Below are 15,898 nucleotides of genomic sequence, written 5' to 3'. Positions count from 1 at the left end.
CGCCTCCGTCAGTTCAACGCAGCCGAGATCGCGGCGTCGAGCGCCGCGAGCCCGGAGGCGAGGTCACCCTTGAGATGCACGCGCAGTGCCCGCCGGCCGCGCTCGGTGAGCACGTCGAAATCGCCGCGCGCCTGCGCCGCCTTGATCACGCCGAAGCTCGCTTTCTGGCCGGGCACCGCCAGGTCCTGGGCATCGTCGGTCGTGACCTGCAGGAACACGCCGCTGTCGGGGCCGCCCTTGTAGGCCTGCCCGGTCGAATGCAGGAAGCGCGGGCCGAACTCGGCGCAGGTCGCAAGGTGCTTGGTATCACGCACTTTCAGCCGCATCGCCTGCATGGCGTCGATGGTGTCGCCGTCGCGCTCGATATAGGCGAGCAACGCGACATAGTCGCCGCGGCCGGAGCGCGACAGATGGGCCTTGATCCAGGAATTGAGGTCGCCATTGGCGCCTGCCTTGCGCAGATCCTCGGCGTTCTGCGCATCGGTATAGAGATCGACCCCGTCGGCGGACACCACCGGCTGCTCGGCCGGCAGCGATCCGGTCTTCTCGAAGGCTGCGGTCAGCTCGCGCGTCTTGATCTTGGCGGCCTCGACATCGGGCTGGTTGAACGGGTTGATGCCGAGGATGGAGCCTGCCACCGCGGTCGCGATCTCGAACCGGAAGAACTCCTGGCCGATATGGTCGATCGACTTCATCACGATGCGCACGACGGGATGACCCGCGGCCTCCAGCGCGGCGAGTTTTCCCTCATGGGCAGCATCGTGCTCGCCCTCGGTGCGCAGGTCGATAAAGAAGCGGTCGTTGCCGTAGACCGCGGCGTCACCGATCGTCTCGCCCTCGATCGGGATCAGGCCCTTGCCGTCCTTGCCGGTCGATTCCGCGATCAGCTGCTCGGCCCAGGCGCCGAAATCGGCGACGTCAGGCGAGGAGAAGATCGTCACCTTGTCGCGGCCGTCGAGCCCGGCGATGCCCATCGCAAGCCCGAGTTGCACGCCCGGGTTTTCCTGCGGCGGCACGTCGGCCCCGCAGGAGCGCACCATGGCGAGCGTATGGCCGAGCAGGCTGCGGACGTCGATGCCTGCGGCGGCGGCCGGCACCAGGCCGAACGGCGACAGCACGGAATAGCGGCCGCCGATCGCAGGATCCCCGTAGAAGATGCGGGCGAAACCCTGCTTGATCGCGACCTTCTGCAGCGATGAGCCCGGATCGGTCACCGCGATGAAACGGTGGCCGGCCAGGTCCTTGCCGATCGCCTTGGCCACCCGATCGAAGAAATAGTCCTTCATCACGTTCGGCTCGGTGGTGCCGCCGGATTTGGAGGAGACGATGAACAGCGTCCTTGAGATGTCGACATACTCCTCCATCGCGCGCACCTGCGCCGGGTCGGTGGAGTCGAGCACGTGCAGCCGCGGGAAGCCTGTGCGGTGCGGGAAGGTTTGGGCCAGCACCTCCGGCCCGAGGCTCGATCCGCCCATGCCGAGCACGACGGCGTCGGTGAAGTTCTGCCACTTCACGCGCTGCGCGAAATCCTCGTAGTCGGCCACGTCGGCAGAGGCCGCACTGGTCAGCCAGCCCAGCCATTCGTTCTCGTCGTCGCCGGTCCAGACCGACTTGTCCTTCTGCCACAGCCTTCGGATCTTGGCCGAGGCGCGCCATTCCTCCGCGCTCTTCTCGACCGCCTTCTCGATCGTGGCGCCCAGCGCGAGTTTCTGGTGGTCGATGCCGCCGCCGAGCGAGGTCGCGCGCTTGTGGGCAACCGCGCCGTAAAGCTTGTCGGCCGCGTCGGCGAACAGCTTGACGCCGTCCTTGACCAGTTCCTCGGTGATCGCATCGAGCGAGATGCCGGACTTCTCCAGCTCCTCCAGCACGTGACGGGCGTCGTCGACATTCTCCTCGAGGCTGTCGCGCACCTTGCCGTGATCGCGGAACGCGTCGAGCGTTGCCGGCGGCACGGTGTTGACGGTGTCGGGGCCGATCAGCTCCTCGACATAGAGCACGTCGCTGTAGTCCTTGTTCTTGGTGCCGGTGGACGCCCACAACAGCCGCTGCGGCTTGGCGCCCTTGGCCTTGAGCTTGTCCCAGCGCGCGCCCGAGAACAGGCGCTTGTAGTCCTGGTAGGCCAGCTTTGCGTTTGCGATCGCGATCTTGCCCTTCAACGCCGCGAGCCGCTCCTTTTCGTGCGGATCGTTGGCCTTCGCGATCTTCTCGTCGAGCTGCTTGTCGACAGCGCTGTCGATGCGGCTGACGAAGAAGCTCGCGACGCTTGCGATATGGGAGGGGTCGCCGCCCTTGGCGACGTATTTTTCCAGGCCCTTGAGATAGGCCTCCGCGACCTGGCGATAGACCTCCTGCGAAAACAGCAGCGTGATGTTGATGCTGATGCCTTCGCCGATCAGATGCTCGATCGCAGGCAATCCCTCCGACGTCGCCGGTACCTTGACCATCAGGTTCTTGCGGTGGACGTCCTTCCAGAGCCGCTCGGCCTCCGCGATCGTGCCCTTGGTGTCCATCGCGAGATAGGGAGACACTTCGAGGCTGACGAAGCCGTCGCCGCGGTGGCTTTTGTCGTAGACCGGGCGCAGCACGTCGGCGGCGTGCTGGATGTCCTCGACCGCGAGATGCTCGAACAGGTCGGCGACCGAGCGATCGCCCTTCTTGAGGGCCTGGCCGATCGCGCCGTCATACTCGTCCGAGCTGCCGATCGCCTTCTCGAAGATCGAGGGGTTGGACGTCACGCCTTTGACGCCGTCGGTCTCGATCAGCCGCTTCAGGTCGCCCTTGGCGATGAAGCCGCGGGCGAGGAAGTCCAGCCAGACGGCCTGGCGGTGATTTTCGAGTGCTTTGACGGGGTTCATGGGTGCCTGTTCTCGTTCGATCGAGGGTCGATTTTTGGGTTCCCGGGCAGCTTTCGGGGGCGGAGGCGGATTGTCAACATAGGGTGGCGCCCGGGCGGAATATCAGCATTCCCAAGGGATAACGCCATTCACAACAGTTCGATCCCTTCTCCATCCCTTGGGAGGCGGTCCGAGCAGACCCTGATCTCGGCACATTTTTATGACGCATCGCGGCGCACGGCTGCACGTCAGGGCCGCAGGTAGAGGTAGCCCTGGGAGTGCAGCTCGGCGAGGCGGACCACGCCGCCGCGCTCGGCGGCAACGAAGCCCGGGAGCAGGTCCTTCAGGCCGATGTTCTGTGATTTCATGGTGTTGCGGCAGGCGGCGAGTTCAATTCCGGACCCCGTGAACTGTCCGACACGCTTTGCCAGGTCGGGGTTGGCTGCGGCCGAATGAAACGCCTTCAGCGCCTGGCCGTGCACCACGAGCGCGATCGTCACATTGTCCGGGCCGCCGACGCCGTCGAGATGGTTCTGGATGTTGCCGATCACGAAATTGACCTTGTCGAGGTCATCGAGGTGACAGACCACCTTCAGCTTCTGCGGCGGTGCCGCGGTGGCGGCGTTCGCCCGTGACGCCGCGAAGGCGGCGCCGATCCCCGAGAGCGTGCCCCACAGGATGCTGCGTCGGTGCATGGCGTCCCCCCGCGCTGATGTTGTTGATTTGGTGTTTTCGACTTGGTGTTTTCCGCTTGGGCAAGCCCATCATTTGTGGCGGAGCGCAGCGAGTTCCTGGCGGTCGGTCACAAGTTCGGCGCATTCGCTCGAGTTCGCGCGGTCGACGCGAAAGATCTTGTCGTCGGCGCCGGCGAACAGCGCTTCGCGCGCGTCGTCGTCGGGCTTGTCGCGATTCCACACCATGATGCGGCCAAGGATGCGGCCAAGGCGCGCGGTCGCGGATTTGTTGTCCTTCGACAGCGCCACGGTGATGCCGCCGCCCTCACAATCCACGCCGCATTCGAAGCGCACCTCGTGGCCGGACTCGATCGCGTGGTTGCAGTAGCCGCTGGAGTCGAAATTGCCGGGGCGGTGGCGGTAGGTGACGCCGAGGCGGAACGAGTAATTGGTGGTCTTGTCCTCCGGCGCGTCTTCGGCTGACACCAGAAGCTTCATCGCGCTGACCTTCTGCTTCGGGTGCTGCGCCAGATGATTTGCATCGTAGCGCCGCACAAAGCAGGCATAGGCTTTCGCGCCGGGCGGGCCGGCGAACATCCTGTTGTCGAAGGCGGCCGCCGTCGCCTTGTCGACGGCTTCCTTCGTCTGGGCGGTTAACGCCGCGCCGGCGCAGGCCGCGGCTGCGAGTGCGACAACAAGGAACGTCCGCTGCATGACCGTCTCGGGAATATGCCGTGCCTCCAAGGTGTCACATCTAGGCGCGGCAATGGTGCCGCGCGGAACTGCGCGGGCTCGTTGCCTTAGTCGCGGCGACAAGGAGGCACGTTCAACGCTGTCTGACAGATTGTTCATGCAGCTTGTGAGGCATGCATCTTGACGCCAAGGCTGGACGGTCACACCTTTTCAGGGAGGCTAACGTTCATCGCCGGACGGGGAAGTTGCCCCGCTCGGATGTCCGCCTCGGAGGCCTGGGCCCCGGTAAACCACGGATGTTGCGGAGGCGCTACAACCGTCAAAAACAGGCTACTGTCGGGGGATATTGATGAACCATTAAGCTTCCTGCCTGTTGATAAGGCAGAGGCTGCACGCGCCGTGCATTGCCGAAGTGAGTCGGTCGAGTGTCCAATGGACCCAGCGTGCCGACGCTGATTCGATCCTTGGATGCTCTGGTTGCGACTCGTGTCAGTCGTGCGGCGATACATATCGTGGAGAGAGGGATCATGTACAACGATTCTTTGTTCAACGCCTTCGCAAGGTCGTTTGAAGCGCGAAGCCAGACCGACATGTCGATGGCCGAGTATCTGGAGTCGTGTCGAAGCGATCCGATGCGATATGCCAATGCGGCCGAGCGGTTATTAGCGGCGATCGGTGAGCCTCAGATGATCGACACGGCCAAGGACCCACGCCTTGGCCGTATCTTTTTGAACCGTACGATCAGATCGTATCCAGCCTTCGCCGGCTTCTACGGCATGGAGGACACGATCGAGCGCCTCGTCGGCTTCTTCCGCCACGCCGCGCAGGGCCTCGAGGAGCGCAAGCAGATCCTCTATCTGCTCGGGCCGGTCGGCGGCGGCAAGTCATCGCTTGCCGAGCGCATCAAGGCGCTGATGGAAATTCATCCGATCTACGTGCTGAAGGCGGGTGACGAACTGTCACCGGTGTTCGAGAGCCCGCTCGGGCTGTTTGATCCCGAGACGCTTGGCCCGATGATCGAGGAGAAGTACGGCATTCCGCGTCGCCGGCTGAGCGGGCTGATGTCGCCCTGGGCCTACAAGCGGCTCGAAGCCTTCGGCGGCGACATCTCGCAATTCCGCGTCGCGCGCATCCAGCCCTCCCGGCTGCGCCAGATCGCGGTTGCCAAGACCGAGCCCGGTGACGAGAACAACCAGGACATCTCCTCGCTGGTCGGCAAGGTCGACATCCGCAAGCTCGAGACCTACGCCCAGAACGATCCCGACGCCTACAGCTATTCCGGCGGCCTCAACCGCGCCAACCAGGGCGTGCTCGAGTTCGTCGAAATGTTCAAGGCGCCGATCAAGATGCTGCACCCGCTGCTGACCGCGACGCAGGAGGGCAACTACATCGGCACCGAGAACATCGGCGCGATCCCGTTCACCGGCATCATCCTCGCGCACTCCAACGAGGCGGAGTGGCAGAGCTTCAAGACCAACAAGAACAACGAGGCCTTCATCGACCGCATCTGCGTCATCAAGGTCCCGTACGTCCTGCGGGTGACCGAAGAGCAGAAGATCTACGAGAAGCTGATCCAGGGCTCCGAGCTTGCGGCCGCGCCATGCGCTCCGGCGACGCTGGAGACGATGGCGCGCTTCTCGGTGATGTCGCGGCTGCGCAAGCACGAGAACTCGACGCTGTTCGGCAAGATGCGGGTCTATGACGGCGAGAGCCTCAAGGAATCCGATCCGAAGGCGCGCAGCGTGCAGGAATACAAGGACGCGGCCGGCGTCGACGAGGGCATGGACGGCGTCTCCACCCGCTTTGCCTTCAAGGTGCTGGCCTCGACCTTCAACCATGACACCACCGAAGTTGGTGCCGATGCGGTGCACCTGATGTATGTGCTGGAGCAGGCGATCCGCCGCGAGCAGCTGCCTGACGAGACCGAGAAGCGCTATCTCGAATTCATCAAGGCCGATCTCGCGCCGCGCTACGCCGAGTTCATCGGCAACGAGATCCAGAAGGCCTATCTGGAATCCTACGCCGACTACGGCCAGAACCTGTTCGATCGTTACGTCGACTACGCCGATGCCTGGATCGAGGATCAGGACTTCAAGGATCCCGACACCGGCCAGCTGATGAACCGCGAGCTCCTGAACCAGGAGTTGACCAAGATCGAGAAGCCCGCCGGTATCGCCAATCCGAAGGACTTCCGCAACGAGGTCGTCAAGTTCTCGCTGCGCTCGCGGGCGCACAACAATGGCAAGAACCCGAGTTGGACCTCGTACGAAAAGGTTCGCGACGTGATCGAGAAGCGGATATTCTCCCAGGTCGAGGATCTGCTTCCGGTCATCTCGTTCGGTTCGAAGAAGGACGGCGAGACCGAGAAGAAGCACGGCGAGTTCGTCGAGCGGATGGTGGAGCGCGGCTATACCGAGCGCCAGGTCCGCCGGCTCGTCGAGTGGTACATGCGGGTCAAGCAGGCCGGCTAGTGCACGATCCGGAGAGCCGGCACCGGCTCTCCGTTCCGTCCCGTCCAAAAAGAATGCGATGCGACTGGTGATGATCGCATCCGGCGCGAGGCAGATGCAAAGTGGTCATGCATATCGTCGATCGGCGGCTGAATCCGGGTAGCAAGAGCCTGGAGAACCGTCAGCGTTTCCTGCGGCGCGCCAAGGCGCTGGTGCAGGGGGCTGTCAAGAAGTCGTCGCAGGACCGGGACATCAAGGATGTTTTGGAGGGCGGCGAGGTGACGATCCCGCTGGACGGCATGGACGAGCCGCGGTTCCGGCGCGAGGGCGGCACGCGTGACATGGTGCTGCCCGGCAACAAGAAGTTCGTCGAGGGCGACTGGCTGCAGCGCCCGAACCAGAGCGGTGCCAAGGGCTCCGGCGCCGGCGAGGGCGACAGCGAGGACGCCTTCCGCTTCGTGCTCAGCCGCGAGGAGTTCGTCGACCTTTTCCTCGACGACCTCGAATTGCCCGACCTTGAAAAGCGCAAGCTCGCGGAAACCGAGAGCGAGGGCCTCCGGCGCGCGGGTTATGCGACATCGGGCTCGCCCGCCAACATCTCGATCAGCCGCACGGTGAGCCGGGCGCTGGCGCGGCGTGTGGCGCTGCGCCGGCCGCGCAAGGACGAGGTCGAGGCGCTCGAGGCCGAGCTTGCGGAATGCGATGACGAGACGCGGCGCCGTGAGCTCGTGGCGCAGCTCGAAGCGCTGAAGGCCAAGGTCAAGCGCATTCCGTTCATCGATCCGATCGACATCCGCTACCGCCGCTTTGAGACGGTGCCGAAACCGGTGGCGCAGGCCGTGATGTTCTGCCTGATGGACGTCTCCGGCTCGATGTCCGAGCACATGAAGGACCTGGCAAAGCGGTTCTACATGCTGCTCTACGTGTTCCTGAAGCGGCGCTACAAGCACGTCGAGATCGTCTTCATCCGCCACACCGACCGCGCCGAGGAGGTCGACGAGGATACGTTCTTCCATGGACCGGCGTCCGGCGGCACGCTGGTGTCGAGCGCGCTGGTTGCGATGAACGACATCGTCCGCACCCGCTTCCGCCCGGCCGACTGGAATATCTATGCTGCCCAGGCCTCCGACGGCGACAACATGACGTCCGACAGCGGGCTCACCGGCCATCTCCTGACCGACAAGATCCTGCCGGTCTGCCAGTTCTTCGCCTATCTCGAGGTCGGCGAAGCCGCCAACTACACCTTCGACATGCCGGACTCCTCGCTCTGGACGCTCTATGAGCGGCTGCGCAACGAGGGCGCGCCGCTGTCGATGCGCAAGGTGAGCGAGCGCGGCGAGATCTTCCCGGTGTTCCAGGACCTGTTCAAGCGCCGCAGCAAGCAGGAAAGGGTAGCGTAATGGGTTCTTCCGGCGAACGGTTGTTCGAGGGCGCCGACTGGGATTTCCAGACGCTGCAGCGGATTCACGACGCCTGCGAGAAAGTCGCACGCACCGAGCTCGGGCTCGACGTCTATCCCAACCAGATCGAGGTGATCACCGCCGAGCAGATGCTCGACGCCTACTCGTCGGTCGGCATGCCGCTGTTTTACAAGCACTGGTCGTTCGGCAAGCAGTTCGCCTTCCAGGAAGCATCCTATCGCAAGGGCCTGATGGGCCTCGCCTATGAGATCGTCATCAATTCCTCGCCGTGCATTTCCTATCTGATGGAGGAGAACACGGCGACGATGCAGACGCTGGTGATCGCGCACGCGGCGTTCGGGCACAATCACTTCTTCAAGAACAACTATCTGTTCAAGCAGTGGACCGACGCCGACGGCATCCTCGACTATCTCGAATTCGCCAAGGGCTACATCGCGGTCTGCGAGGACCGCCATGGCCGCGAGACGGTGGAGCGGACGATCGATGCCGCGCATGCGCTGATGTCGCATGGTGTCGACCGCTACCCCGGCAAGAAGACGCTCGACCTGCGTGCCGAGGAGAAGCGCGCCGGCGAGCGCCGGCAGCACGAGGAAAGCGTGTTCAACGATTTGTGGCGGACGGTGCCGAACACCAAGGCCAAGAGCAAGGCCGCGCTCACCGCCGAGCGCCGCCACGCGCTGCTCGGTTTGCCGCAGGAGAACATCCTCTACTTCCTCGAGAAGACCGCGCCGCGTCTCGCACCCTGGCAGCGCGAACTCATTCGCATCGTGCGCCACATCGCGCAGTACTTCTATCCGCAGGGCCAGACCAAGGTGATGAACGAGGGCACCGCGACCTACGTCCATTACCGTATCATGAGCCGGCTACATCAGCAGGGCCGGCTCACCGACGGAAATTTCCTCGAATTCCTGCAGTCGCACACCAATGTGGTGTTCCAGCCCGAGTTCGACGACCGCCGCTATTCCGGCTTCAATCCCTATGCGCTCGGCTTCGCCATGATGCAGGACATCGAGCGGATCGTGAAGACGCCGGAGGATGAGGACCGCGAATGGTTCCCCGACATCGCCGGCAAGGGTGACGTCGAGGGCGTGCTGCGCGAGATCTGGAGCAACTACCGCGACGAGAGCTTCATCAGCCAGTTCCTCAGCCCGGCGCTGATCCGGCGCTTCCGCATGTTCCATCTGCATGACGACCCTGCGGAAAGCCAGGGGATCAAGGTCGATGCGATCCATGACGAGCGTGGCTACCGCCGGGTCAGGCGCGAGCTGGCGCGGCAATACGACGTCGGCTTTGTCGACGCCAATATCGAGGTCGTGGATGTCGATCTGGACGGTGATCGCCGTCTGATGCTGCGTCACTCAACGGTGAAGGGCGCGCAGCTCAACGAGACCGACACGCGGCGCGTGCTGCAGCATCTCGCCGATCTCTGGTCCTACGACGTGGCGCTGACCGAAGTCGACGGCACCGACAAGGTGCTGAAGGAATATGTCGTCAGCCCGCGCGCGGCTGCGGTCGCGGCTTAAGGACAGCACGAGCGAAGGGATAGCGCGGCGCCGACCGCCGCGCGGAATACAAATCTTGCTTGGTGAACCTTCATTTCTATCGAAGGCTCACATCATGAACATCCCGGCAACATTCCGGAGTTTGAAAGCGCAAGCGTTCCGCGCGCGAACGTGATCGCCGGCATGCGGAAATTGCGCAGCGCTCCTCTTGGAGCTTCTTGGCGATTGCCTGCGCGGGCGCGATTGATAATGTGCGCCGCGTCAAGAAAACCAAGAAAAGGATATGCCCTTGTCAACTCACTCCCGCCTGGCGGGCCTTCTCGCCTTCACCGCGCTCACCGCCGCGTCGATCTCACCGTCCGTTGCAGCCGACACCGCGATCAGGATCGGAAACACCGCGCCCTATAGCGGCCCGGCATCGGCCTACGGCACGATCGCACGGGCCGAGGCCGCGTATTTCCAGATGCTCAACGATCAGGGCGGCATCAACGGCCGCAAGATCGACTTCGAGAGTCTCGACGATGCCTATTCGCCGTCGAAGACCGTCGAGCAGACCCGCAAGCTCGTCGAGCAGGACGAGGTGCTCGCAATCTTCAGCGCGGTCGGCACCGCGCCCAACATCTCCGTGCAGAAGTATCTGAACATCAAGCACGTGCCGCAGCTGTTCGTGTCGTCCGGCGCGACGCGCTGGAACGATCCGAAGCAGTTCCCGTGGACGGTCGGCTTCAATCCGACCTACGAGCTCGAAGGCCGGCTCTATGCAAAATACATCCTGAAGACCAAGCCGGACGCCAAGATCGCGGTCATCACGCCGAACGAGGATGCCGGCAAGGATTATCTCAGGGGTTTCAAGGATGGGCTCGGCGAGCATGTCGGCCAGATCGTGGCGGAGACCACGTACCTCACGACCGACCCGACCATCGATTCCCAGATGGTGACGATGCGCGAGTCCGGTGCGGACGTGTTCTTCGCCGAAGCGACGCCGAAATTCGCAGCCCAGGCGCTGCGCAAGGCGGCGAGCATGGGCTGGAAGCCGCTGACCATCCTGCCGACCGTCTCCAACTCCGTCTCCGCCGTGCTTGAACCGGCCGGGCTCGAGAATGTCATCGGCGTCGTCACCGGGCTCTATCTGAAGGACCCGACCGATCCGCGCTGGGCCGACGATCCCGCGCAGAAGGAGTTTTCGGCCTGGATGAAGAAGTACCAGCCGAATGCGAGCCCGGGCGATCTGTTCAACGTGCAGGGCTACACGGTCGCGCAGGTGATGACGGCGGTGCTGAAGAACTGCAACGGCGATTACAGCCGCGACAACATCATCAGGCAGGCCACCAATCTGAAGGCGCTGGAACTGCCGATGCTGCTGCCGGGAATCAAGGTGCAGACCGAGCCCGACAATGTGACGCCGATCCGCCAGATCCAGATGGCGCGGTTCGACGGCAAGTCCTGGGCGCTGTTCGGCGATGTGCTGAGCGACAAGTAGCGGCCGGCAAAGTCCGGAGGGCCCGGTTTGAAACCAGATTCAAGCTCAGCGCAGGCTGGCGTTGATCTTGTCCAGCACGGCCGAACCGGGGCACAGCGCCTGTTCGTCCATCGTGTTGAGCGGCGTCTCGACGGTGTCGAGATGGGTGTGCAAATCCTCGGCGTCCGGATCGACATAGAGCAGACCGGTGACGATCTGGCCCTTGGCCGCATGCTTCTGCAGGAAGGTCTGTGCTCCGAGGCGATCGTGCGGATCGTAGTCGGCGTCGAGCTTGCGCAGTGCGAGCCGCGTGCCGTCATGCTGCTCGACCACCTGCACCGTGCCGGGCGCATAGTCGACGCTGATCGGCTCGCGGCCGACCAGCACGTCGAGGCGGTTCACCGCGTCATTGTGCTCGCGGACATAGTCAAAACTCTTGGTCGAGCCGGCGTGGTTGTTGAAGGCAATACAGGGGCTGATCACGTCGATGAAGGAGGCGCCCTTGTGGCGAATGGCGGCGGCGATCAGCGGCACCAGCTGGGTCTTGTCGCCGGAGAAGCTGCGCGCCACGAAGGTGGCGCCAAGCTGCAGCGCGATCGCAACCAGGTCGATCGCATTGTCGGTATTGGTGACGCCCTTCTTGGACTTCGAGCCGCGGTCGGCGGTCGCCGAGAACTGGCCCTTGGTCAGGCCGTACACGCCGTTGTTCTCGACGATATAGGTCATGTTGACGGCACGCCGGATCGAATGCGCGAACTGGCCGAAGCCGATCGAGGCGGAATCGCCGTCGCCGGAGACGCCGAGATAGATCAGGTCGCGGTTGGCGAGGTTGGCGCCGGTCAGCACCGACGGCATGCGGCCATGCACCGAGTTGAAGCCGTGCGAATTGCCGAGGAAATAGTCCGGCGTCTTCGACGAGCAGCCGATGCCGGAAATCTTCGCCACCCGGTGCGGCTCGATCGAGAGCTCGTAGCAGGCTTCGATGATCGAGGCGGTGATCGAATCGTGGCCGCAGCCGGCGCACAGGGTCGAGATCTTCCCCTCGTAATCGCGGTGAGTGTAGCCGAGGTCGTTCTTCGGCAGGCCGGGATGATGGAATTTGGGCTTTGCAATGTAGGTCATGACACGGCCTTGCGGAGAGGGGTCACCTTGAGATGATCCTGGTGGTCGCCGATCGAATTGGCGATGAAGCGCGCGGTGATCGGCGTGCCGTCATAATGCAGGATCGGCACCAGCCGCACGGGGTCGATGCCGTTCTCGTTGACGATCAGCTGGCGGAGCTGCGCGTCGCGGTTCTGCTCGACCACATAGACGAAGTCGTGATCGGCGATGAAGCTCGCGACGCTGGAGTGGAACGGGAAGGCACGGATGCGCATGCGGTCGAGCTGATGGCCGCGCGACTCCAGGATTCCGATCGCCTCGTCCATCGCGGGCGAGGTCGAGCCGAAATAGATCACGCCGTACTTGGTCGGCTTCGCCGCATTGGCCTGCAGCGGCCGCGGCACCATGTCCTGCGCGGTCTCGAATTTGCGCACCAGGCGCTGCATGTTGTCGGCGTAGACGGCGCCTTCCTCGGAATAGCGCGCGTAGCGGTCGCGCGAGGTGCCGCGGGTGAAGTAGGAGCCCTTGGTCGGATGCGTGCCCGGATAGGTCCGATAGGGGATGCCGTCGCCGTCGACGTCGAGATAGCGGCCGAAGTCGCGGCCTTCCTCGAGCATCTCCGCGGTCATCACCTTGCCGCGGTCATATTGCCTTGCGTCATCCCACTTCAGCGGGCGGCACAGCCGGTGGTTCATGCCGATGTCGAGATCGAGCATCAGGAAGATCGTGGTCTGCAGCCGCTCGGCGAGATCGAAGGCGGCGGCGGCGAACTCGAACGCCTCCGCCGGATCTTCCGGGAACAGCAGCACGTGCTTGGTGTCGCCATGCGAGGCATAGGCGCAGGCGATCACGTCGCATTGCTGCGTGCGGGTCGGCATGCCCGTCGAGGGGCCGGCGCGCTGGATGTTCATGATCACGGCCGGGATCTCGGCGAAATAGGACAGGCCGATGAACTCGGTCATCAGCGAGATGCCTGGGCCCGAGGTTGCGGTGAAGGCCCGCGCGCCGTTCCAGGAGGCGCCGATCACGATGCCGATCGAGGCGAGCTCGTCCTCGCCCTGCACGATGGCGTACTTCGCCTTGCCGGTCTCGGGATCGTGACGATACTTCTTGCAGTGGCTGGTGAAGGCTTCCGCCACCGACGATGACGGCGTGATCGGATACCAGGCGCACACGGTGGCGCCGCCATAGACGGCACCGAGCGCGGCCGCGCTGTTGCCTTCGATGAAGATACGGTCGCCGACCTTGTCGGACTTCTTCACCCGGAGCCCGGTCGGGCATTTCAGGTTCTGCAGCGCCCAGTCGCGGCCGAGATGCAGCGCATGGACGTTGGAGGAGAGCAGCTTCTCCTTGCCCTTGTACTGCTCGCCGATCAGCTGCTCGACCAGCTTGGGGTCGAGGTCGAGCAGCGCACAGAGCGCGCCGAGATAGATGATGTTCTTGAACAGCTGGCGCTGCCGCGGATCGGTGTAGGTCGAGTTGGTGATCGCGGTCAGCGGCACGCCGATGACGGTGATGTCCTCGCGGAATTTCGACGTCGGCATCGGCTTGGTCGAATCGTAGAACAGATAGCCGCCGGGCTCGATCGAGGCGACGTCCTTGTCCCAGGTCTGCGGGTTCATCGCCACCATCATGTCGACGCCGCCGCGGGCGCCGAGATGGCCTTCCTCGGTGACGCGCACCTCATACCAGGTCGGCAGGCCCTGGATGTTGGAGGGGAAGATGTTGCGCGGGGACACCGGCACGCCGTGGCGCAGGATCGAGCGCGCGAACAGCTCGTTGGCCGACGCCGAGCCCGAACCGTTGACGTTGGCGAAACGGACGACGAAGTCGTTTACGCTGCTGATCGGGCTTTGGACTGACATGTTGATCCCGCTTGAACCATATCGATGAGGTACTTCTGCATGTCCCAGGCGCCGGTCGGGCAGCGCTCGGCACACAGCCCGCAATGCAGGCAGACGTCTTCGTCCTTTGCCATCACCCGCCCGGTCTTCAGGCCTTCTGCGATGTAAAGCGCCTGGTCGTGATGCGGCGAGGGGGCTTTCAGCCGCTGCCGCAGATCATCCTCCTCACCGTTCTCGGTGAAGGTGATGCAGTCCATCGGGCAGATGTCGACGCAGGCGTCGCATTCGATGCAGAGCGGCGCGGAAAACACTGTCTGCACGTCGCAATTCAGGCAGCGCTGGGCTTCGCCGAGCGCGAGCTTGAGGTCGTAACCGAGCTCGACTTCGGCGCGGATGTCCTTCAGCGCGATCACCTTATCGCGATGCGGCACCTTGAAGCGCTTGTCGGCGGAAATGTCGTTGTCGTAGCTCCACTCGTGGATGCCCATCTTCTGCGAAGAGATGTGCACCTCGGGCAGTGGGCGTTCGTTGATGTCCTCGCCGGACAACATCTTGTGAATGGACAGCGCGGCGTCGTGGCCGTGCGCCACCGCCCAGATGATGTTCTTCGGCCCGAACGCCGCGTCGCCGCCGAAGAACACCTTCGGATTGGTCGAGACGAACGTCTTGAGGTCGACCTTCGGCATGTGCCACTTGTCGAACTCGATGCCGCAATCGGCTTCGATCCAGGGGAACGCATTTTCCTGGCCGACCGCAACGAGCACGTCGTCGCAGGGAATGGTCTGGTCAGGCTCGCCCGCCGGCACCAGATTGCGGCGGCCCTTGGCGTCGTATTCGGCCCGCACCTTCTGGAAGGTGACACCGATGAGCTTGCCGGCCACGTGCTTGAATGCCATCGGCACCATGAAATTGAGGATCGGGATGTCCTCGTGGATCGCGTCTTCCTTTTCCCAGGGCGAGGCCTTCATTTCCTCGAAGCCCGAGCGCACGATCACCTTGACGTCCTCGCCGCCGAGGCGGCGCGCGGTGCGGCAGCAATCCATCGCGGTGTTGCCGCCGCCGAGCACGATGACGCGGCGGCCGATCTTGTCAACATGGCCGAACGACACGTTGGCCAGCCAGTCGATCCCGATATGGATATTGGCGGCGGCCTCCTTGCGGCCGGGAATGTCGAGCTCGCGGCCGCGCGGCGCGCCCGAGCCGACAAAGATCGCATCGTAGTTCTCGGCGAGAAGCTGCTTCAGGCTGTCGACGCGCTGGCCGCCCTTGAACTCGACACCGATGTTGAGGACGTAGTCGGTCTCCTCGTCGATCACGCTGTCAGGCAGGCGGAACTTTGGAATCTGGCTCCGCATCATGCCGCCGGCCTTGGGGTCGCCGTCGAACACGGTGCAGTGATAGCCGAGCGGCGCCAGATCGCGCGCCACCGCGAGCGAGGCGGGGCCGCCGCCGACCAGCGCAATGCGCTTGCCGTTCTTCGGTCCCGGCTTCGGCAGCCGATGCTTGATGTCGTCCTTGAAGTCGGCGGCGACGCGCTTCAGGCGGCAGATCGCGACCGGAGTTTCCTCGACCCGGCCGCGGCGGCATGCCGGCTCGCATGGACGGTCACAGGTGCGTCCCAGGATCCCGGGGAACACGTTGGACTGCCAATTGATCATATAGGCGTCGCTGTAACGCCCCTCAGCAATCAACCGGATGTACTCGGGAACGGGGGTGTGTGCGGGACAGGCCCATTGGCAATCGACTACTTTGTGAAAGTAATCCGGCGCCGAGATATCAGTCGGTTTCATTCCTACCTTTGACCCGCGCGAAAAGCCTGACCGCGCGGCCTTATCGTTGACGACGAACGCTCACGTGGCGTTGTTCTGGTTTTTGAATTGGATCATAGGTTTATCTTATTAGAGCCGTTCCAGTGAAGGC

The 15,898-nt window shown here is 63.7% G+C and carries 10 protein-coding genes; 4 read left to right on the top strand and 6 right to left on the bottom strand.

Going from position 1 to position 15,898, the window contains the following annotated elements; all coding sequences use genetic code 11:
- Positions 1–8: 8 nt before the first annotated feature.
- From WDM24_RS31735 to WDM24_RS31725, 3 genes are all read right to left on the bottom strand, one after another.
- Positions 9–2,855 carry a bifunctional transaldolase/phosoglucose isomerase gene (locus WDM24_RS31735; protein WP_338828564.1) on the bottom strand — a complete coding sequence of 949 codons (2,847 nt, stop codon included), beginning with the start codon at positions 2,853–2,855 and terminating at the stop codon, positions 9–11.
- Positions 2,856–3,082: 227 nt separating this feature from the next.
- Positions 3,083–3,529, bottom strand: a complete 447-nt coding sequence (locus WDM24_RS31730; RefSeq protein ID WP_338828562.1) for a DsrE family protein — start codon at positions 3,527–3,529, stop codon at positions 3,083–3,085.
- A gap of 69 nt (positions 3,530–3,598) precedes the next feature.
- Positions 3,599–4,222, bottom strand: a complete 624-nt coding sequence (locus WDM24_RS31725) for a hypothetical protein (protein WP_166304120.1) — start codon at positions 4,220–4,222, stop codon at positions 3,599–3,601.
- Between the two features lie 506 nt (positions 4,223–4,728).
- On the opposite strand from WDM24_RS31725, the gene WDM24_RS31720 reads away from it, so the two are divergent.
- From WDM24_RS31720 to WDM24_RS31705, 4 genes are all read left to right on the top strand, one after another.
- Positions 4,729–6,672 carry a PrkA family serine protein kinase gene (locus tag WDM24_RS31720; RefSeq protein WP_028342433.1) on the top strand — a complete coding sequence of 648 codons (1,944 nt, stop codon included), beginning with the start codon at positions 4,729–4,731 and terminating at the stop codon, positions 6,670–6,672.
- Between the two features lie 107 nt (positions 6,673–6,779).
- Positions 6,780–8,051, top strand: coding sequence for a YeaH/YhbH family protein (locus WDM24_RS31715; protein ID WP_166304123.1), 1,272 nt, complete (start codon positions 6,780–6,782; stop codon positions 8,049–8,051).
- Positions 8,051–9,595 (top strand): SpoVR family protein, encoded by a 1,545-nt coding sequence (locus tag WDM24_RS31710; protein ID WP_029079059.1) that lies wholly within the window; start codon positions 8,051–8,053, stop codon positions 9,593–9,595. Before WDM24_RS31715 ends, WDM24_RS31710 begins: the two co-directional genes overlap by 1 nt.
- A gap of 262 nt (positions 9,596–9,857) precedes the next feature.
- Entirely contained in the window at positions 9,858–11,054 is a 1,197-nt protein-coding gene (locus tag WDM24_RS31705; protein ID WP_414645642.1) for an ABC transporter substrate-binding protein, read from the top strand.
- Positions 11,055–11,099: 45 nt separating this feature from the next.
- Here WDM24_RS31705 and WDM24_RS31700 read toward each other — a convergent pair whose 3' ends face one another.
- The 3 genes from WDM24_RS31700 to WDM24_RS31690 are packed head-to-tail and all read right to left on the bottom strand — an operon-like array spanning position 11,100 to position 15,768.
- A complete protein-coding gene (locus tag WDM24_RS31700; RefSeq protein ID WP_029079057.1) occupies positions 11,100–12,155 on the bottom strand; it encodes a 2-oxoacid:ferredoxin oxidoreductase subunit beta in 1,056 nt (351 codons plus the stop codon).
- Entirely contained in the window at positions 12,152–13,999 is a 1,848-nt protein-coding gene (locus WDM24_RS31695) for a 2-oxoacid:acceptor oxidoreductase subunit alpha (protein WP_338828559.1), read from the bottom strand. The genes WDM24_RS31700 and WDM24_RS31695 overlap by 4 nt, the downstream gene beginning before the upstream one ends.
- Positions 13,969–15,768 carry an FAD-dependent oxidoreductase gene (locus WDM24_RS31690; RefSeq protein WP_338828558.1) on the bottom strand — a complete coding sequence of 600 codons (1,800 nt, stop codon included), beginning with the start codon at positions 15,766–15,768 and terminating at the stop codon, positions 13,969–13,971. Before WDM24_RS31690 ends, WDM24_RS31695 begins: the two co-directional genes overlap by 31 nt.
- Positions 15,769–15,898 lie beyond the last annotated feature (130 nt).

The sequence above is a fragment of the Bradyrhizobium sp. 27S5 genome (assembly GCF_037217225.1).
In the GTDB taxonomy this organism is placed as follows: Bacteria; Pseudomonadota; Alphaproteobacteria; order Rhizobiales; family Xanthobacteraceae; genus Bradyrhizobium; species Bradyrhizobium septentrionale.
The sequence above is the reverse complement of the archived record's forward strand: the minus strand, read 5'-3'. Positions and strand labels throughout refer to the sequence as shown.

Excerpts from the sequence above, each read along its gene's own strand:
- WDM24_RS31735 (WP_338828564.1), bottom strand. The coding sequence starts at position 2,855 with ATGAACCCCGTCAAAGCACTCGAAAATCACCGCCAGGCCGTCTGGCTG.
- WDM24_RS31700 (WP_029079057.1), bottom strand. The coding sequence starts at position 12,155 with ATGACCTACATTGCAAAGCCCAAATTCCATCATCCCGGCCTGCCGAAG.
- WDM24_RS31725 (WP_166304120.1), bottom strand. The coding sequence starts at position 4,222 with ATGCAGCGGACGTTCCTTGTTGTCGCACTCGCAGCCGCGGCCTGCGCC.
- WDM24_RS31715 (WP_166304123.1), top strand. The coding sequence starts at position 6,780 with ATGCATATCGTCGATCGGCGGCTGAATCCGGGTAGCAAGAGCCTGGAG.
- WDM24_RS31730 (WP_338828562.1), bottom strand. The coding sequence starts at position 3,529 with ATGCACCGACGCAGCATCCTGTGGGGCACGCTCTCGGGGATCGGCGCC.
- WDM24_RS31720 (WP_028342433.1), top strand. The coding sequence starts at position 4,729 with ATGTACAACGATTCTTTGTTCAACGCCTTCGCAAGGTCGTTTGAAGCG.
- WDM24_RS31690 (WP_338828558.1), bottom strand. The coding sequence starts at position 15,768 with ATGAAACCGACTGATATCTCGGCGCCGGATTACTTTCACAAAGTAGTC.
- WDM24_RS31695 (WP_338828559.1), bottom strand. The coding sequence starts at position 13,999 with ATGTCAGTCCAAAGCCCGATCAGCAGCGTAAACGACTTCGTCGTCCGT.
- WDM24_RS31705 (WP_414645642.1), top strand. The coding sequence starts at position 9,858 with ATGCCCTTGTCAACTCACTCCCGCCTGGCGGGCCTTCTCGCCTTCACC.
- WDM24_RS31710 (WP_029079059.1), top strand. The coding sequence starts at position 8,051 with ATGGGTTCTTCCGGCGAACGGTTGTTCGAGGGCGCCGACTGGGATTTC.